Genomic DNA, 19,347 nt, shown 5'->3' with positions numbered 1-19,347 from the left:
CAGACACAGCCTAAGCTGTGTCTGATTTATTAACGGCAATAATCAAGAAGGAATCCTATGAATTTTAAAACTGAAGTTGAAGCTGCAAATGCCCTGCAAGCAGATTACCAAAAATTAACTGCTGAAATCAGGAAAAAAATATATGGACAGGATGATATTATCAAAAAAGTATTAATCTCCATTTTCAGCAATGGGCACTGCTTACTTGTTGGTGTTCCCGGCTTAGCTAAAACACTTCTGGTAAATACAATAGCTCAGGTTCTTGATTTAAAATACCAGCGAATTCAGTTTACTCCTGACTTAATGCCTTCGGATATCATTGGAACTGAAATATTGAACAATGAAAGAAAATTTAACTTTATTCAAGGCCCATTGTTTGCAAACATTCTTCTTGCTGATGAAATAAACCGGACTCCTCCTAAGACTCAGTCGGCACTTTTAGAAGCAATGCAGGAACAAATGGTTACTGTAAACGGTAAAACTTACCCAATTAAAAAACCATTTTTTGTTCTCGCTACGCAGAATCCAATAGAACAGGAAGGAACCTATCCTCTTCCTGAAGCACAGTTGGATCGATTCATGTTTAGCATTTATCTGGACTATCCAAAAATTGAAGACGAATTGGCAATTGTTGAGAACACAACTTCCGGCAAAGAAATTGCTCTTGATAAAATAATGTCGGCAGATCAGATACTACATTATCAAAAATTAATTCAGAAAGTCCCGATTAACAGAAATGTATTGGAATATGCTGTTAATTTAGCCGCTAAAACAAGACCAAATACAGAGCATTCTCACAGAATGGCTAAAGAATATATTAACTGGGGAGCAGGACCTAGAGCATCACAATATCTAGTGGTCGGCGCAAAAACCAACGCTTTGCTGTCTGGGAAATATTCACCGGATATTGAAGACGTGAAAGAGGTTGCAGTATCAATTCTTCGGCATAGAATCATGAAGAATTACAAAGCTGAGGCTGAAGGAATCAGTATTGAAAACATCATACAAGAACTATTAAAGTAAAAAAGAATGCTTAGCAAAGCTAATCAATACATATTTATATTACTTACAGGCATTATCTGTCTGACAAATCTTTCGTCTTCTGCTCAAAAGAAATCGAAAGTACTGATCAAAAACTCAGACGAGGTACAGTTTGTGAGAAACTCAGATCCTCTACTCAATAAATTTTTAGGCAATGTTTTTATTACACATGGCGATATAAAGATGTATTGTGACAGTGCTTATCAATTCGAAAAGCTAAACACTTTAGAGGCTTTTGGTAATGTTCATATTATTAATGCCGACACCGTTCATATTTACGGAGACTACCTAAAATATTATGGCAACACAAAATTTGCTGAAATGAGAGATAACGTGAAACTAAAAAACAAATCGGTTACCGTTACCACACAATTTCTTGATTTTGACATGAACGAAAGCGTAGGATACTATTTTAACGGCGGCAAAATTGTTGACGCAGAAAATACTCTTACCAGTGATATTGGAAGGTATTATACAAAACAAGAACTGCTGTTTTTTAAAGATAGTGTTAAAGCTGTAACTACTGATTACACGCTGTATTCAGATACTTTAAAATACAATACAGTTAGCAAGGTTGCTTTTATTTTAGGACCAACTAAAATTGTTGGGGAGAAAGAAACCTTATATTCGGAAGATGGTTGGTACAATACAGAATCAAATATCTCTCAGTTCTTTAAAAACACAACTCTTGACAGTAAATCGTATCAAATTAAAGGTGACAGTATTTATTTGGATCGAAACAATGAACTGGCCCGGATTTTTAAAAATGTTGAGTTGCGGGACACGGTGAATAATTTAATATTGATGGGCAATTATCTTGAAACGTTCAAGAATACAGAGGAAGCTCTTATGACCGATTCTGCAGTCTTTATTCAGATTACTGACCGTGATTCACTGTTTCTTCATTCAGACAGTCTGAAAATTGAAAAAGACAGTGCCAAATTTGAACGGATTAAGGCTTTTCATCATGTGAAATTTTACCGTACAGATTTGCAGGGAATCTGCGATTCGTTGGTTTATACCATGCAGGATTCGACCATCAGATTATTCAATGATCCCGTTCTTTGGGCACAACAAAACCAAATGGTAGCTGATACAATTGGCATTGAAACCCAAAATGAAGCAATTCGTTATCTGCATTTTAGAGGATCTTCCTTTTTAACGGCGAAAGAAGACACCACTTTTTTCAATCAGATAAAAGGTAGAAATATGCTCGGGCATGTTAAAGACAACAAACTTTACAAACTTGACATTAAAGGAAATGGGGAAACTTTATATTATCCTGTTGACAAGGAGATAATTATGGGAATGAATATTGCCAAGAGCAGCAATATCAGTATTCTTATCGAAAACAATAAAATTGATAAAATTATCTTTCTTAAAAAACCTGACGGCAATATGTATCCTCTCTTCGAAGTAGAAAAGGAAATGAAATTTCTTAAAGACTTTCAATGGCTTGAAGAATACCAACCAAAATCAAAGGAAGACATATTTATCTGGAAAGAGTATACGCCAATTCGAGAATTAAATTCATCCGTAAAAAAACCAATAAAAAAAGGGACTTTATAAAAGTCCCTTTTTTTATATCTTAATATTCATCTTCGTTGAATAAAAAATCTCCTTTGCTTGGATAATCAGGCCAAATATCTTCAATACTTTCGAAAATTTCACCTTCTTCCTCAATTTCCTGCAAGTTTTCAATCACTTCCAATGGCGCTCCGGAACGGATCGCATAATCAATTAATTCATCTTTGGAAGCAGGCCAAGGCGCATCTTCTAATTTAGTGGCTAATTCAAGTGTCCAGTACATATATTTAATATTTTATTAGGTTCTTTTATTATTCTGCGAATATAATTTTTTTTTTTGAATTTACAAGTCAGGCTTCCATTTAATTTCATCAGCTCCAGCATCATGTAAAACCTTACGCGAAAGCACGAATAAATAGTCCGAAAGACGATTTAAATACTTCAACAATAGTGGATTTATATCTACATCATTTGATAGTTGATTTGCCCGGCGTTCTGCCCTTCGGCATACCGTTCTTGCAACATGACAAAACCCGTTGGCCAAACTACCTCCCGGTAATACAAAATTATTAAGTTCAGCCAACTCTTCATCCATCCGATCCATCTCTTTTTCCAATAAAAGAATGTCTGCTTCCACAATAGGTAACTTCTCCTTTAAATCAGATTTTTCTTCATCGGTTGCCAACCTTGAACCAATCATAAACAATTTATTTTGAATCTCTAATAAAATCTCTTTTGATTTAGACTCAATATCATGCGATCGAATCAACCCAATATAAGAGTTTAATTCATCGACGGTACCATAGGCTTCCAATCGCAAGTGATGCTTCGGAACTCTTGTTCCTCCAATCAAACCTGTTGTGCCGGAATCTCCTGTTTTTGTATATACTTTAAATTTAGTCATTGTGTGTGTTTTAATTAGCTCCAACATTTGGGATCTTTTTATTCCCTTCAGCAGAGCTACTACAAAGATAAAATTTCATAGAATCTATGCAATAGCTAGAACCTATACTTTCTTACATAATCTTGTTTCTGCATTCCGTCTTTCGAAATAAGAATTCCCAAATGAAATAAATCCAGACTCACGGAAATTCTCTCCAATTTCTTCATCTGTTTCCAAAAGAGGCTAATCGTATCGTTTTTATGTGGATTTTGAATAACAATCATGCAATTATCTGCGAGCAGCAATTCATAATTCAGGATAAAATCAGACAGAATTTCTTTTCTGGTATTTTCAGAAAAAACAAGAAAATCATATTTTGGATTTTGCTTCAAAATCTCATTATAGTTAAAACTCTTATAATTCTGAATTCCCATATAGTTCCGAAGAATATCATCCGAATATTCCGATAAAACACCTCCCCGATCCAGACATGCAACACTTTTTCGGGAATCAAGCTTTGCCATATAAGCAAGAGTAAATCCTATTCCTTCACCAAAATAAGCTGATTTTTCAGCATGCCAAAAGTTCATCAGGCGAAACAGCAATCGATCCAATGCTTCTGTCGATTTAATAATTTGAATTTCCTCTTTGTACTTCTTTGCCAAATCCTTACTAATCTCACCATCTTCCAATTTTGATTTTAACGCATTCACAATAATTTTCCGATAAGGAAATAACTGACCAAATGCATAGTAAGACAATTTTGCCTCAATTACATTAACAATCAGGTGAAAAGTAAAGGGTGAATGAATCCCAAATCCTTTTCGGCGAAAGGCCTTTAAGCGATATAAACGTTTCTTTAATTTGTAGCGGATTCGACCCATAATTACAATAAACTAGAATTGGCGAATTTAATCGTAAATTTGAATTTCTTCAAATTCTTAAGCCAAGATATCACCTGTCACAGGTATTATCCTGATAATATTAATGATAATATGGCATAAGATTAAGCAATCATTTCTTTAAAATAAAAGTTTTTCAATTTACTTTTGTTTGTACTTTTAGATTTTTAAAGCATTTTCACAAAAGGGTGAAATTTTATCCCCTCCATATAAAATAGAATTAGAACCGTAAGAATGTCAGAATTAGCTGGACTCGACATAAAATTTTTAGCAGGCGTTGGCCCCAAAAGGGCTTCCATCCTTAATCAGGAATTATCAATTTACAGTTACGAAGATTTACTGTATCATTTTCCCTACAAATATATCGACAGAACTAAGTTCTACGAAATCAGTGAAATTCACTCTAAGTTACCATACATACAGGTAAAAGGTGAGATAACCAGTATTGAGGTAATTGGAGAAAAAAGACAACAAAGACTGGTAGCATATTTTACTGATGGAAAAGGTGTAATGGAATTGGTTTGGTTTAAGGGAATTAAATACATTAAAGCAAGCCTTAAACCCAAGACTGAATATATCATTTTTGGTAAACCTTCCGAATTTAACCGGAAAATAAATGTAGTTCATCCTGAATTGGAAGAGAGTGAGGCCAAAAATGGGAAATTGAATGCCTCCCTTCAAGCTTTTTATCTAACTACCGAAAAGATGAAAAGCAGTTTTATCAACTCTAAAGCAATTCACAAACTTCAGGAAAATGCCTTACAATCATTAAATGGGAAAATTCCGGAAACGCTTCCGGCAAGTTTGACGAGTAAATTAGGATTAATTAATCTTCACGAAGCGCTTACGCAGATTCATTTCCCAAGTAATGCAGAAATACTAAAAAAAGCCACCTACCGATTAAAATTTGAAGAACTGTTTTACATTCAGCTAAACATTCTTAAAATGAAGATGAAGCGCAGGGTGCTTTATCGTGGTCATCAGTTCACTAAAATAGGGGAAAACTTTAACCAATTCTTTCAAAACAATCTTCCTTTCGAACTTACGGATGCTCAAAAAAGAGTTATCAAAGAAATTAGAAAAGACGTTGGTTCGGGAAAACAAATGAATCGTCTTTTGCAGGGCGATGTGGGCAGTGGCAAAACAATGGTTGGACTAATGTGCATGCTAATGGGACTTGACAATGGTTGTCAGTCTTGTTTGATGGCTCCAACGGAAATTTTAGCCACACAACACATGGAATCAATCACTGAATTTCTCGAGGGGCTCAATATTAAAGTGGCTTTGCTTACCGGATCAACAAAACAGAAAGACCGAAAAATTATTCATGAACAATTACTAAGTGGTGAGCTGCAAATTTTGATTGGCACTCACGCTCTTCTTGAAGACATTGTTCAATTCAATAATCTGGGCTTGGTAATTATTGATGAACAGCATCGGTTTGGTGTTGCGCAACGGGCCCGATTGTGGAAAAAAAATAATATTCCCCCTCATATTTTAGTGATGACTGCTACACCTATTCCCAGAACTCTTGCCATGACTTTATATGGTGATTTGGAAGTTTCGGTTATAGATGAGTTACCGCCCGGAAGAAAACCAATACAAACAGTTCACTACTTCGAGAAAAGAAGAAAACAGGTTTACGATTTCATGAAAAAACAGATTGATTTGGGAAGACAAATTTATTTGGTCTATCCAATGATTAAAGAATCTGAAAAAATGGATTTCAAAAATCTGGAAGAAGGATATGAAAGTGTTTCTCAATATTTCCCTCCCGAAAAATATGGAATAAGTATGGTTCATGGGAAAATGAAACCAGCTGAAAAAGAAGCTGAAATGCAGCGTTTTGCAAAAAGAGAAACTCAAATAATGGTAGCGACAACGGTTATCGAAGTTGGAGTTAACATTCCAAATGCATCAGTAATGATAATTGAAAGTACAGAACGGTTTGGCTTGTCCCAACTTCATCAGTTACGTGGTCGGGTTGGCCGTGGAGCCGAACAATCGTACTGCATACTAATGTCTTCCTACAAAATCTCTAACGAATCGCGAAAGCGAATTGAAACAATGGTTCGAACCAACGATGGTTTTGAAATTGCCGAAGTAGATTTAAAACTTCGTGGTCCCGGAGATATTGAAGGAACTCAGCAAAGCGGAATTTCTTACAACCTAAAAATTGCCAATCTTGGTAAAGATGGACAGTTGCTTCAATACGCAAGAGATGTTGCTCAGGAAATACTGGACAATGATCCCCTACTGGACAAAGAAGAAAATTTCACTCTTGCAAAACAGGTTAAACGATTGAGCAAAACCAAAATAAACTGGAGTGTAATCAGCTAAAAAACAAATACATCGAGACATAAAAACAGCGAAACCCTTTTTGGAATTTCGCTGTTTTTTATAGTGAAAATATTGCATGTTTCATTACTTGATGCAAGTTAGTTGTTGATTAATTTCAAATTAAATGATCTTCGATCTAAAACTACAATCCCATTTTAATTTTTTCTATTAACTCAATATATTCCGCCTCGGAAAGAGTTGTTTTTTGTGGATTCATCTCAAAAACACCACCAAATCCATATCCATCTTTGTGTTTTGGAACAATATGCATGTGCAAATGCGATAAAGTATCGGCATAAGCACCATAATTAATTTTTGCAGGTTGAAACGCAGTATCTATTGCCTTTGCAACTTTAGCCACATCGTTCATAAATGCATTTCGCTGTTTGTCACTCAACTCATGAAATTCTACACCATGATCCTTGTACACAACATTACAGCGCCCCAAATAAGATTGTTCTTTAAACAAAAATAATTGCGATACTTCCAAATCACAAATCTTAATCATTAAACTGTGCAGCAATTCATTGTCTTGGCAATACAAACATTCCGAAATAGAAGTTAACATAATAAGCTTATTTTATATAAATAATTGGTTTTCATGTATTTGATATTTATGCTACTTGTAAGGCAACAAATATATAAAAAGCACAAGATTGACTGGATTGAAGTACTATTGTTTTGGAAGTTTTTTTAATTATTGCTCTTAAATAACAAAAAAACATTCTTTAAAATTCTCAATTCTATTATCACAAATAAGACAATTTTAACAAAATAATTTATTTAACAGGAAAACTATAAAAAAAACACTAATCACACATACTATCAAAGAATTACCGCATAAATTTAAAGTTAGTCAGATTAGCATCAATTAATTCTTTGAATAGAATCCTGCAATCCTTATTTTATTCATAATGAATCTAAATTAACTCGATTGCAAAACAGACTTAAATTACTGATTTTTTTCAGGAATAGCCCAAACTAACTGTATTCAATAGAGATACAAAAAAAATTGTAATCTCTACTTTACAAAAGTAGGGAACTGCCTCTATTTAAACACACTATAAATTGACTTTTGCCAGAATCGAATGTAACCGAAAGTGTTATTTTTGTTGCGTTGTGTTAAACAGCATCCATTCACTACCAAATTGACTAGATGAATGTTACATGAATGAAACTCATTTGCTTTCGCAGGAGTTTTCACTTAGAAACAACAATTAATAGGGAAAAGTACATGCAGGATCACAAAAAAATTGATCACGAAGGGACTATCCTTGAAATAGAGGATGGTAAGATTACGGTGGGCATTGTTAATATTTCTGCTTGTGCAGGTTGTCATGCAAAAAGTGCTTGTACCATGTCTGACATGAAAGACAAATCAATTGATGTTATTGATTACAGTAACAAATTTAAAGTTGGAGAAAAGGTTATCCTAAGCTATCGGGAATCTTTAGGATGGTTGGCAATGTTCCTTGCCTACGTGTTGCCGTTTGTATTGGTAATACTTACACTAATCATTGCCACAGCAATTACTAATAATGAATTAATAAGCGGGATTTCGGCATTAGCCATATTACTTCCCTATTATATAGTGCTGTCCTTTTATAAAGGTCATTTTAAGAAAACTTTTTCATTTACAATCGAGAAAATCGTAAACATTTAAACTATGAGCATTATAGTTATCACTATTCTGGCTTTGTGTGCTATTGGAGTAACGGCAGCAATTATACTGTTTTTTGTAGCGCAAAAATTCAAAGTGTATGAAGATCCTCGCATCGACGAGGTAGAAGAAGCATTACCAGCCGCAAATTGTGGTGGTTGTGGTTATCCCGGATGTAGAGGTTTTGCCGAAGCATTGGTGAAGGCCGACAACATCGACAACTTTCTTTGCCCTGTGGGTGGAGCTCCTGTAATGTCGCACGTAGGTGCCATTCTTGGACACGAAGTTAAAGCTGCCGAACCAACCGTAGCTGTGGTCCGATGCAACGGAACCTGCGAAAACCGACCTAAAACCAATCAGTACGATGGCGCACCATCTTGTACAATTGCAGCCTCACTCTACAGCGGTGAAACCGGCTGTCAGTTTGGTTGCTTAGGATTAGGCGAGTGTGTTGATGCATGTAATTTTGATGCAATGTATATGGACAAGGAAACCGGCCTTCCTGTAATTATTGAAGACAAATGTGTTTCTTGTGGTGCCTGCGTAAAAGCTTGTCCTAACAATATTATCGAGCTTCGTAAAAAAGGACCAAAAAGTCGAAGAGTTTTTGTGTCTTGTGTAAATAAAGATAAAGGAGCAATTGCTAAAAAAGCATGTAACGTTGCCTGTATTGGTTGTGGTAAATGCGTTAAGGAGTGTCCTTTCGATGCAATCACTTTGGAAAACAACCTTGCATACATCGATTACAATAAATGTAAACTTTGCAGAAAGTGTGTAATTGTTTGCCCTACAAATGCAATTCACGAATTAAATTTTCCGCCTCGAAAAGAAAAACCAGCCGAAAAACCTACTGCAGCAAGCGTAAAACCTGTTGCGGCACCGAAAGCTGAGGTGAAAGCGGAAGAGGCTCCAAAGATAGAGCCAACAGCAAATGACGACACAACTGAGAACAAATAAATAGGAGGATCATCAGTGTTAAAAACATTCTCATTAGGAGGTATTCATCCTGCCGAAAACAAATTATCGGCAAGCAGCGCAATCCAGGTATTGCCAATACCCGAAACAGTAAGTATTCCAATTTCTCAACATATTGGCGCTCCTGCTACTCCGGTCGTTAAAAAAAACGACGAAGTTAAAGTTGGACAATTGATTGCGAAATCATCAGGATTTGTATCCGCAAACATTCACTCTTCGGTTTCAGGAACCGTTTTTAAAGTGGATGATATTATGGATGCAAGTGGTTTCCGTAAAACATCTATTATCATTAAAGTTGATGGTGACGAATGGATGGAAACAATTGATCGAAGCGAAGATTTGGTAAAAGAAATCAGCGCAGGCAAAGAAGAAATTATAAAAAAGATAGCCGAAGCCGGAATTGTTGGTTTGGGTGGAGCAACTTTTCCTGCTCATGTGAAATTGTCGGTTCCTCCGGGAAAAACTGCCGAAGTTTTGATCATCAATGCTGTGGAGTGTGAACCTTACCTGACTTCTGACCACAGGGTTATGCTCGAAAAAGGCGATGAAGTATTGGTTGGAACTCAAATTTTAATGAAAGCTTTAGATGTTGACAGAGCCATTATTGGAATTGAAAACAATAAACCTGATGCTATAGCTCATTTAACCAAGCTTGCAGGAAACTATAAAGGAATTGAAATTTGCCCGCTGAAAACTCAATACCCTCAGGGTGGTGAAAAACAATTAATTTCAGCAACTATTAAACGTGAAATTCCGTCGGGGGCACTACCTATTGAAGTTGGCGCTGTAGTACAAAATGTTGGAACTGCACTTGCTGTTTATGAGGCGGTTCAGAAAAACAAACCTCTTTTCGAGCGTGTTGCAACCATCACAGGTAAATCATTAAAAAATCCTTCGAACTGGAAATTCAGAATTGGAACTCCGGTAAAAGATTTGATTGATGCCGCAGGTGGTTTACCTGAAGATACAGGTAAGATTGTAGGCGGTGGCCCAATGATGGGTAAAGCTTTAACGACTGTTGATGTTCCATTAACCAAAGGCAGCTCTGGATTATTGCTGTTGCCTCGCGAAGAAGCTGTTCGTAAAGAATCAAAACCTTGTATCCGTTGCGGTAAATGTGTTTCTGTTTGCCCCATGGGACTTGAACCATTCCTATTAATGGTTTTGGCTGATAAAAAAGAATACGACCGTTTGGAAAACGATGCCGTTATGGATTGTATTGAGTGTGGATCTTGTAGTTTTACATGCCCGGCAAACCGTCCTTTATTGGATTACATCCGATTGGGAAAAGGAAAAGTTGGTCAGATTATGAGATCTAGAAAGTAAGTACTTAGAGTGTACACAACAACTTATAAGTATTTCAAATTTCAATAAACCAGTAAATTAATTAATAAATTTAACATATGAACACCAAAGTACTAGTCGCCCCATCTCCACACGTTCATAGTGGAGATTCCATACAAAAGAACATGTATGGAGTGGTATTTGCGATGCTTCCGGCGCTTGTTTTTTCATTCGTTTACTTTGGCATGGGTGCAATCATCGTAACCCTAACCGCCGTAGCATCCTGTTATCTTTTCGAATTTCTAATTTCGAAATACCTTCTTAAAAAAGTTCCTACCATAACTGATGGTTCTGCATTAATTACAGGTATTCTTTTGGCCTTTAACCTTCCTGCCAACCTTCCAATCTGGATTATTCTGATTGGAGCCTTGGTTGCAATTGGTATTGGCAAAATGACCTTTGGCGGATTAGGAAACAATGTTTTCAACCCGGCTTTAGTTGGTCGTGTATTTCTTTTAATCTCGTTTCCAGTACAAATGACCAGCTGGCCAAAACCTTTAGGTTTTGATACTGCTTATTTTGATGCGCAAACAGGAGCAACTCCTTTAGCACTTATCAAGGAAGGATTAAAGAAAGGTGAGCCATTATCGCAGTTAATGCATGATGTACCAGGCAATATGGATTTGCTTATGGGTAATACGGGTGGATCTATGGGAGAAGTAGCAGGTATTGCTTTACTTCTTGGTTTGGCTTACATGTTATTTAAAAAGATCATTACCTGGCATATTCCAGTTGCTGTACTTGGAACTGTTGCCATTTTTTCAGGTATTCTTCACATGTCTAATCCAGAAGCATATGCAGGTCCTTTATTCCATATCTTAACAGGTGGATTACTACTTGGTGCTATTTTTATGGCAACCGACTATGTTACCTCTCCCATGTCGAATAAGGGAATGATTATTTACGGTATTGGTATTGGTTTACTTACTGTTATAATTCGCGTATTCGGAGCTTATCCGGAAGGTGTATCTTTTGCGATTCTTATTATGAATGCATTTGTGCCACTGATTAATGTGTATGTTAAACCAAAGCGTTTCGGCGAAAAAAGGAAATAATCATGGCTGGGAAAAAAGAATCTACATTTACAAATATGGTTTTGGTGTTGTTTGTAATAACACTTATAGCCTCTGCTGCTTTAGGTGCGGTATACGAAATCACCAAAGAACCTATTGCTAAAGCAAAATTGGCAAAAAAACTCAATGCCATTAAAGAAGTTGTTCCTGAATTTAATAACAATCCCAGCGATGAGATGTACAAAGTTGGATTGAACGAAAAGGATACTTTGGAATTTTATCCAGCTAAAAAAGATGGAATATTAGTTGGTACGGCAGTTAAAACTCTAACCACTAAAGGATTTGGCGGTAATGTTTGGATTATGGTTGGTTTTGAACCTGATGGAACAATTCACAATTATTCTGTATTGGAACACACGGAAACACCAGGTTTAGGAACAAAAATGGTAAGTTGGTTTAAACCAACAGAACCATCACGTGAAAAATCCAGTGTTATCAATAAAAACCCTGGCTCTATAAATTTCACGGTAAGCAAAGATGGTGGAGATATTGATGCAATTACCGCAGCAACTATTAGTTCAAGAGCATTTCTGGATGCCATTAAAACTGGTTATGACGAGTACATGAAAAAAAACAACAATAAGGAGGAGATAAGCAATGAGTAACATTCAAAATTTCACCAAAGGACTTATTAAAGAGAATCCCATTTTTGTATTACTGCTTGGAATGTGCCCTACTCTGGGTGTTACTTCCTCGGCAATTAATGGCCTGGGAATGGGTCTGGCTACATCTTTCGTTTTAATCATGTCAAACATGGTTATTTCAATGGTGAGTTCTCAGATTCCTGAAAAAGTAAAAATACCTTCCTTCATCGTAATCATAGCAGCTTTTGTTACGATCATTAGTTTTTTAATGGAGGCATACACTCCTGCCTTACATGCACAATTGGGTGTATTTATTCCTCTTATCGTTGTAAACTGTATTGTATTAGGGCGTGCAGAAGCATTTGCTTCCAAAAATAAAATTTTACCTTCAATATTGGACGGAGCAGGAATGGGCTTAGGCTTTTCAATGGCCTTAACACTTTTGGGATCTGTTCGTGAACTATTGGGAAGTGGAAAAGTTTTTGGCATTTCTATATTTAGTGATAATTATGGTATGCTGATTTTTGTATTAGCTCCTGGTGCTTTTATCGCATTAGGATACCTTATTGCTATTATTAACCGCATTAAAAAAGCCTAAAGAGAAATCATCATGAATTATATTATAATCATTATATCTGCCATTTTCGTAAACAACGTTGTTTTGGCTCAATTCCTTGGAATTTGTCCTTTCCTTGGAGTATCGAAGAAAGTATCTACAGCAGTAGGTATGTCAAGTGCTGTTACTTTTGTAATGATTCTGGCTACTATTGTAACTTATCTGCTGCAAAAATTGGTATTGGATCCTTTTGGTATTGGCTTTATGCAAACCATTACCTTTATCCTGATCATTGCAGCTTTGGTACAATTGGTTGAGATCATTCTCAAAAAGGTTAGTCCTGCATTGTATCAGGCATTAGGAGTATTCCTTCCTTTAATTACAACCAATTGTGCAATTTTGGGTGTTGCTATTTTAACAATTCAGAAAGACTATGATCTGTTAGAAGCAGTTGTTTTCTCAGGATCTACAGCTATTGGTTTCGGTCTTGCTTTAGTGATCTTCGCAGGTCTTCGAGAGCATCTCGACCTTGTTGACTTACCAAAAGGAATAAAAGGCACTCCCGCAGCACTAATTGTAGCAGGATTACTAGCGATGGCTTTTATGGGATTTTCCGGTATTGTGTAATTAAAAAACACATCATTATATTTTACAGGCAGCTCATTTTGAGCTGCTTTTTTTATTGCATATTATCGCCTCTACATGGGTCAATATCTACCTTTAATCAAATTTATTGTGTAAATCCGTAATAATAATTAACTTGGTGTCAAATGCGATTAATTGGAATCAACTACCACTATGTTACACACTTAAACCCGTTGAGATTTCATGTTAAATAAAATGAAATTCCGCACCAGAGTAATCGCCGGATTCGGTTTAATATTACTGTTTACGGTATCATTTGTTATCCTCTCTATTTTCCAGGTAAAAAATCTTCGCAACGAGTCCGAATTCATTTATACTCACACATATACGGTAAGTAACGCTGTTAGGGATATCAACACTCATATCCAAACCATGGAAAGCGCCATGAAGGATATTCTTCTTGCCAAAACACAACAAGAATTCGATCAGGCTATTGATACCATCAATTTATATCATCTAAAAGTGATGACTCAATTCGATACTGTTTTCAATCGCTTTTTAGGCGATAAGAGAGATGTTGGAATTGCCTATCATACCTTTATAGAATGGGAAGAACTTCGAAACCAAATCATCGATTTAAAAGTTAGCGGCAAAGAGGTGAGTGCAAAAAAAATGGTTGATGGAATTGCGGCTGAACACCTCAATAAATTAAAAGAAAAAACGAAAGTAATGACTGATTTCGCCGAAGAGCAGGCAAATCGTATTTATAAGGAAGCAACTTTAGCACACACAAAAAAATTATATATATTTATTGGTATAGCCATATTAATTGTTCTTGCAAGTTTATTTATTACCTATATTATTTCGGAGAGTATTTCCAGACCCATTAAAAAATTTATTTACAAAGCGCAGGCAATCTATCAAGGAAAAGGCTCTGTCCGTCATATTAGTGAAGAACAGCTTCTGGATCATTCCATGACCGAATTAACTCAAACCTATACTAAACTTCAGAATGAAATAAAAGAACGGGAGCGTGGTGAAGATACCATTCGTGTTCAGTATCAGGAAATTCACGAATACTCGGAAAAATTAAGACTCTTTAATGATAAATTGGAAGAAAGAGTTACTGAACGAACAATGGCTTTAGCCGAAAGTGAAGAAAAATATCGCAACCTGATTAACGGCAGTACCGATATCATTCTGGTAAATGAATATATTGGTGACGGCAGTTCTAAATTAATAGAAGCAAATGATACATCCTGTGTAGTTCTGGGTTATTCAAGAAATGAGCTTTTTACTTTATCTCCAGCCGATTACATTGAAGATCTTCCTGATGATTATATCATTAACTCCATAAAAAGGTTAACAAGAGAGAAACAATTCACTCATGAACAAACCTTCGTTTCCAAGTATGGAAAAAAGACTCCGATGGAAACCGTTAGCCAACTTGTGACTCTGCAGGGAAAACATGTAATTTTATCAACATCAAGAGATATTACAGAACGTAAACATGCTCAGCAGGCAATTGTACAGAGCGAGAAAAGGTTGAAAAAAATGATTCATCAATCTCCCCTTCCTATTGTTATTACTGATGAAAGACAAAACATTGAATACTTTAACGATAAGTTTATAGAGCTGTTTGAATACACTTTAGATGACATAAAAACTTCGGATGACTGGTATAAATCGTGTTTCCCTGATCGAAAATACCGGGAAGAAGTTAAAAACATTTGGAAAGAGGCTATCGCTAAAGCAAAAAAAGAGCATACCGACATAGGGAAACAGGAATTTCATATGACAATTAAAAATGGTGAAGTTCGTCATTGTGAATTCTTTATGGTTCCTTTTGATAACTCATCAATGATTATCATTAATGACATTTCGAAAATTATATCTACACAAAAAGAATTGGTGAAAGCCAAAGAAAAAGCCGAAGAAAGTGATCACTTAAAATCTGCCTTTTTGGCCAATATGTCTCATGAAATAAGAACACCAATGAATGGCATTATTGGTTTTGCAGATATGCTTCGCAGACCAGACAAAACCGAAGCTCAGAGTAATACTTACATCAACATTATTTATAAAAGTTCGAATCAGTTGCTGAAAATAATTAATGACATTCTTGATATCTCAAAACTAGATTCCGGACAAACTTTTATTAAAGAAACAAAATGCTTCCTTAATGTTATCTTAGACGAATTGTATGCCCAGTTCTCTAAAGAGAATAGTGCGGACGATGGAATTGATTTTAGAGTTAACAAAACACTTTCGGATGAAGAAACATTGGTGATAACAGAAGAACGAAAGCTGCGTCAAATACTTTCCAACTTACTTAACAATGCTTTTAAATTCACTTCTTCAGGTTATATTGAATATGGATACCATTTAATTGATAATAATTTTCTGGAATTCTATGTTCAGGATTCCGGAATTGGAATTCAAAAGGAAAAACAAGAAATTATATTTGAACGTTTTCGACAGGTAGAAGAAACTTTTACCCGTAAATATGGAGGTACAGGGCTTGGCTTAGCAATTTCGAAAGGCTTTGTTGAATTAATGGGCGGTAAAATAAGAATGGAAACTCAAGAAGATAAAGGAACAACCTTCTACTTTACCATTCCTTATAAACCTGTAGGTTCAGAGGCGAAAATTATAAAAAGCACGAATAAAAAAAACTACAAATGGGATGATAAACTAATTCTCGTTGTAGAAGATGATGAAACCAATTTTAAATACATTGAAGCTGCTTTAAAACCAACAAAAGTTAAAATATTACACACTATATCAGGGAATAAAGCCATTGAGTTAAGTCTTAAAAACCCAACTATTAATTTGGTACTAATGGATTTAAGATTGCCTGACATTAACGGTTTGGAAGCAACTCAGTCTATCAAAAAAATGAGAGACAATCTACCTATTATTGCTCAAACTGCAAATGCCTTTAGAGAAGACCGAAGTAAAAGTATTGAAGCCGGATGTGATGATTTTATAGCCAAACCTTTTGATGAAAAGAAGTTACTTGCTACTATTAATAAACACCTTAAAAAAGGAAATCGGTTACTTAACCAAACAGGAATATAATTCTGTTGGTATTTTTTTTCCTGTCAGCAAAACTTCTCCCAAAGAAGTATACACATCTACCTCCTTTTTCTTCTTTTTCAGCTCTGCCAACAAATCTCCGGAAATCAGCAGTCTCGATTTATAAGAATTACATAGTCCCTGAATTCTTGAAGCCGTGTTTATTGCATCGCCATGATAAGCAATTTCAGATTTCAACTCTCCAACTTCTGCTACCATTACTTTACCTGAATGCACCCCAGCCTTAAAAATGGGTATCATTCCATAAGTCTTTTGGTAATACTCCTTTTTCTTCTCAAGAATATCCAAAAAGTCATAAAACACCTGCAGACATCTCAAATTTTCTATTCCATCGTTTATTTTCCAGGTCAATACAACCTCATCACCAACATACTGGTAGATCTGAGCATGATTTATCCTTACTGCATCAGAAATATCCTTAAAACAGTCCTGAATTAATCTGCTGTATTTAAAATGCCCTAACTTTTCGGCATAATAGGTGGACGATTTCAGATCCATAAACAGAAAAATTCGTTTCTCTTCTTTTGGTTTGTAATAACGCCCAAGCAAAAATTTAACAAGTATACCTTTACCCAATTTTCGATCTATTTCGTGGAAAATTTCGATTAAACCTCCAACAATAAAAAAATAAGCCAATATGGCGTAAAACAACTTGGATTGATACAAAGACAACAATTGAGGAAAGGTCGCCGGAAAATTATCTATTGGAAAAAAATCTCCCATGTGATACATACAATAAACCAGCAAATAAGCACTGCTTACATTTACCAATAAACTTACTATAATCGTAAATAGATAAGTAGGAATTTGATTGCGAAGAGATTTTGCCAGTTTGAATATCGTGCCCCAGATTATTCCAGCCATGATACCAAACCACAATAAATTTATAAGATTTTGCACCTTATAAACAGACAGATGACTTGTTTCATCCACCTGAAAAATCATTAAAAAGAAAAATGCAAGTACCCAAATTGGTATTATTGTGAGAAAATAAATACCAACTGATTTGCTATTAATTCTAAATAAAGTTTTATTCATTACTATTAATAAATTGAACCAACTCCTCCACCTCTTTATAGGAATTTATTACATAATCCTCATTCATCTTAAGATGAAACAAATGGTTCTCTAATATTTTAATATTTTCCTGAGATGTGTTACCCAATCTGGTAATTCCAAACTGATATAATTTCTCTCTGTCCTGATACCTGCTAATCATACCTTTATATAAAAAAGGAGTGACCGAATTAAAATTGACGATTACACATCAATCCCATCCTACTGGTTAATTCGGTCACGTCCACCCCACTATTAGATTGCCAATTCTCCTATTGATTTCAAGAAGCTAATTTCCCTTAGCTTGTAATTTATCTTTGAATCAATCAACTCACCATGTGCTCTTTGCCAAAAAGCCTGTGCATCAAGCAATTCTGTTGTATTGGCCAAGCCTTCATAAAAACTGTTCTGAGTAAGCTCAACGTTTTCATTTGCCTGATCCATTGACACTTTTGCTAATTCAATTTGCTGATATGCTTCCTGTAATTTGAAGTAAGACTGCTGGACTTCAAGACTAATCAGATCTCTGGTGCGATCCATTTCCAACTCCTTTTGTTTACTTCTAAACCGCACAGATGCAACTTTATGCTTGCGTTCCTGCCAATGAAAAACCGGAACAGACAAATTCGCTTGAACAGCCAGAATTTTAGATGACCCAATCAAACTTTCAATTCTACTTATATAGGAGTAAGATGCACCAACTCCTAACTGAGGTAAATAATCAGCCTGAGTGTTTTTAATCTGTTCCTGTGAAATTTCAACCTGTTTACCCAACATCAATAGCTCAGGTCTTTGATTTAATGCTTTTTGCATGTAATCTGCATCAATTGCATTTTGTGTGATTGTAATTGTTGTGTCTGTGGCGGTAATATCACTCATCAAATCCCTCCCAATTACCTGACACAAAGACATTTTAGACAACACCATCAGGTTTTGCACCCTAAACAAATCCAATTTTGCCTGATTCAATTGTACCTGAGCCTTTAATAATTCATTTTTAGTGGTTATCTCCAGATCAAATGCATTTTGCAGATCCTGAACCAAAGCTGAAAGCATCTTCACATATTTCTCAGCTAATTTACCTTTCTCATTTATGGAAACAAGATTCCAGTATGCCTGATCAGTTTCCAGCAAAACATCCGATGACTGCAACTTCCTGTTGTAGATGGAAATCTCTCTTCCCATCTTAGTCATTTGATAGGAGCTTCTTATTTTTCCTCCCATATATATTGGCTGAGTAAGCGTTAAATTAGAAGAAAAATAATCGATATTTCTTAACTCTAAATTAAAGCCAGGAAAATAAACATCACTGGTACCACTATAAATTCCCTGTTGCGCTTCAGCCAAACTGTTCGCAGTAGGCAAAAATGAACCAGGTAAACTAATATCATCAATATCATGATAATAATTGTACGAACCGCTTGCTTTTAAATTCGGTAAAAACTGTGTGAATACAAATCGAACATTCGACTCATTTTCAGCAATCATTTCATCAGCAATTTTAATTTTCTGATTGTATTCCAATGCCAATGTGCGACTCTCGCTCAGTGACAACTCCTGAGCTTTTCCCTGAAAAGCTGTCAGGGAAAAGATCAAAAGACAAAATATTTTATTTTTCATATGATTATAGTTGTATGTTCTTGCCATATGGAACTTATCCTGCCCGGATAATCATCTCCTCGTGTGTCGCAATCGCTTTGGCATGAACGTTTCATATCTGCT

General features: G+C 35.6%; 18 protein-coding genes. 11 read left to right on the top strand and 7 right to left on the bottom strand.

The window, feature by feature from the left end; translation table 11 throughout:
• Positions 1-57 precede the first annotated feature (57 nt).
• Together ACY0M5_RS07260 and ACY0M5_RS07255 are read left to right on the top strand one after the other, a co-directional pair.
• Positions 58-1,023, top strand: a complete 966-nt coding sequence (locus ACY0M5_RS07260; RefSeq protein WP_124992204.1) for an AAA family ATPase — start codon at positions 58-60, stop codon at positions 1,021-1,023.
• Positions 1,024-1,029: 6 nt separating this feature from the next.
• Positions 1,030-2,610 (top strand): OstA-like protein, encoded by a 1,581-nt coding sequence (locus ACY0M5_RS07255; protein ID WP_461631292.1) that lies wholly within the window; start codon positions 1,030-1,032, stop codon positions 2,608-2,610.
• A 19-nt stretch (positions 2,611-2,629) separates the two neighbouring features.
• On the opposite strand, the gene ACY0M5_RS07250 is transcribed toward ACY0M5_RS07255, so the two are convergent.
• The 3 genes from ACY0M5_RS07250 to ACY0M5_RS07240 form a co-directional block, all read right to left on the bottom strand.
• The gene (locus ACY0M5_RS07250; protein WP_054714819.1) at positions 2,630-2,851 is read right to left on the bottom strand and encodes a DUF2795 domain-containing protein; all 222 of its coding nucleotides are present in this window, start codon (positions 2,849-2,851) and stop codon (positions 2,630-2,632) included.
• 60 nt (positions 2,852-2,911) lie between these two features.
• Positions 2,912-3,472, bottom strand: coding sequence for a cob(I)yrinic acid a,c-diamide adenosyltransferase (locus ACY0M5_RS07245; protein WP_124992206.1), 561 nt, complete (start codon positions 3,470-3,472; stop codon positions 2,912-2,914).
• A gap of 95 nt (positions 3,473-3,567) precedes the next feature.
• Positions 3,568-4,335, bottom strand: a complete 768-nt coding sequence (locus tag ACY0M5_RS07240; protein ID WP_461631291.1) for a hypothetical protein — start codon at positions 4,333-4,335, stop codon at positions 3,568-3,570.
• Positions 4,336-4,587: 252 nt separating this feature from the next.
• On the opposite strand from ACY0M5_RS07240, the gene recG reads away from it, so the two are divergent.
• Entirely contained in the window at positions 4,588-6,693 is a 2,106-nt protein-coding gene (gene recG, locus ACY0M5_RS07235) for an ATP-dependent DNA helicase RecG (protein ID WP_461631290.1), read from the top strand.
• Positions 6,694-6,835: 142 nt separating this feature from the next.
• Here the strand turns inward: recG and ACY0M5_RS07230 are convergent, their stop codons facing one another.
• The gene (locus ACY0M5_RS07230; RefSeq protein WP_461631289.1) at positions 6,836-7,261 is read right to left on the bottom strand and encodes an HIT family protein; all 426 of its coding nucleotides are present in this window, start codon (positions 7,259-7,261) and stop codon (positions 6,836-6,838) included.
• Positions 7,262-7,927: 666 nt separating this feature from the next.
• On the opposite strand from ACY0M5_RS07230, the gene ACY0M5_RS07225 reads away from it, so the two are divergent.
• The 8 genes from ACY0M5_RS07225 to ACY0M5_RS07190 all read left to right on the top strand — a co-directional run bounded on the left by ACY0M5_RS07225 (position 7,928) and on the right by ACY0M5_RS07190 (position 16,551).
• Positions 7,928-8,356, top strand: coding sequence for a SoxR reducing system RseC family protein (locus ACY0M5_RS07225; RefSeq protein WP_124992210.1), 429 nt, complete (start codon positions 7,928-7,930; stop codon positions 8,354-8,356).
• Between the two features lie 3 nt (positions 8,357-8,359).
• Entirely contained in the window at positions 8,360-9,310 is a 951-nt protein-coding gene (locus ACY0M5_RS07220) for a Fe-S cluster domain-containing protein (RefSeq protein WP_461631288.1), read from the top strand.
• A 15-nt stretch (positions 9,311-9,325) separates the two neighbouring features.
• On the top strand, positions 9,326-10,654 hold the full coding sequence (rsxC, locus tag ACY0M5_RS07215; RefSeq protein WP_461631287.1) for an electron transport complex subunit RsxC: 1,329 nt from the start codon (positions 9,326-9,328) through the stop codon (positions 10,652-10,654).
• Positions 10,655-10,731: 77 nt separating this feature from the next.
• Entirely contained in the window at positions 10,732-11,727 is a 996-nt protein-coding gene (locus ACY0M5_RS07210) for an RnfABCDGE type electron transport complex subunit D (RefSeq protein WP_461631286.1), read from the top strand.
• Positions 11,728-11,729: 2 nt separating this feature from the next.
• The gene (locus ACY0M5_RS07205) at positions 11,730-12,350 is read left to right on the top strand and encodes an RnfABCDGE type electron transport complex subunit G (RefSeq protein ID WP_124992214.1); all 621 of its coding nucleotides are present in this window, start codon (positions 11,730-11,732) and stop codon (positions 12,348-12,350) included.
• Complete coding sequence (locus ACY0M5_RS07200) at positions 12,343-12,927, top strand: RnfABCDGE type electron transport complex subunit E (RefSeq protein ID WP_101310132.1); 585 nt, start codon at positions 12,343-12,345, stop codon at positions 12,925-12,927. Before ACY0M5_RS07205 ends, ACY0M5_RS07200 begins: the two co-directional genes overlap by 8 nt.
• 12 nt (positions 12,928-12,939) lie before the next feature.
• Positions 12,940-13,512, top strand: coding sequence for an electron transport complex subunit RsxA (gene rsxA, locus ACY0M5_RS07195; RefSeq protein WP_101310131.1), 573 nt, complete (start codon positions 12,940-12,942; stop codon positions 13,510-13,512).
• A 201-nt stretch (positions 13,513-13,713) separates the two neighbouring features.
• On the top strand, positions 13,714-16,551 hold the full coding sequence (locus tag ACY0M5_RS07190; RefSeq protein ID WP_461631285.1) for an ATP-binding protein: 2,838 nt from the start codon (positions 13,714-13,716) through the stop codon (positions 16,549-16,551).
• Here the strand turns inward: ACY0M5_RS07190 and ACY0M5_RS07185 are convergent.
• The 3 genes from ACY0M5_RS07185 to ACY0M5_RS07175 all read right to left on the bottom strand — a co-directional run bounded on the left by ACY0M5_RS07185 (position 16,528) and on the right by ACY0M5_RS07175 (position 19,245).
• Entirely contained in the window at positions 16,528-17,607 is a 1,080-nt protein-coding gene (locus tag ACY0M5_RS07185; protein ID WP_124992216.1) for an adenylate/guanylate cyclase domain-containing protein, read from the bottom strand. The genes ACY0M5_RS07190 and ACY0M5_RS07185 overlap by 24 nt on opposite strands.
• Complete coding sequence (locus tag ACY0M5_RS07180; RefSeq protein WP_101310128.1) at positions 17,600-17,788, bottom strand: hypothetical protein; 189 nt, start codon at positions 17,786-17,788, stop codon at positions 17,600-17,602. Before ACY0M5_RS07180 ends, ACY0M5_RS07185 begins: the two co-directional genes overlap by 8 nt.
• Positions 17,789-17,880: 92 nt before the next feature.
• A complete protein-coding gene (locus ACY0M5_RS07175; RefSeq protein ID WP_461631284.1) occupies positions 17,881-19,245 on the bottom strand; it encodes a TolC family protein in 1,365 nt (454 codons plus the stop codon).
• Between the last annotated feature and the right edge of the window lie 102 nt (positions 19,246-19,347).

Origin of the sequence: Labilibaculum euxinicum, from assembly GCF_963678175.1 — a bacterium.
In the GTDB taxonomy this organism is placed as follows: domain Bacteria; phylum Bacteroidota; class Bacteroidia; order Bacteroidales; family Marinifilaceae; genus Labilibaculum; species Labilibaculum euxinus.
Note: the sequence above shows the minus strand (reverse complement) of the source record. Positions and strands in the feature narration are given on the sequence as shown.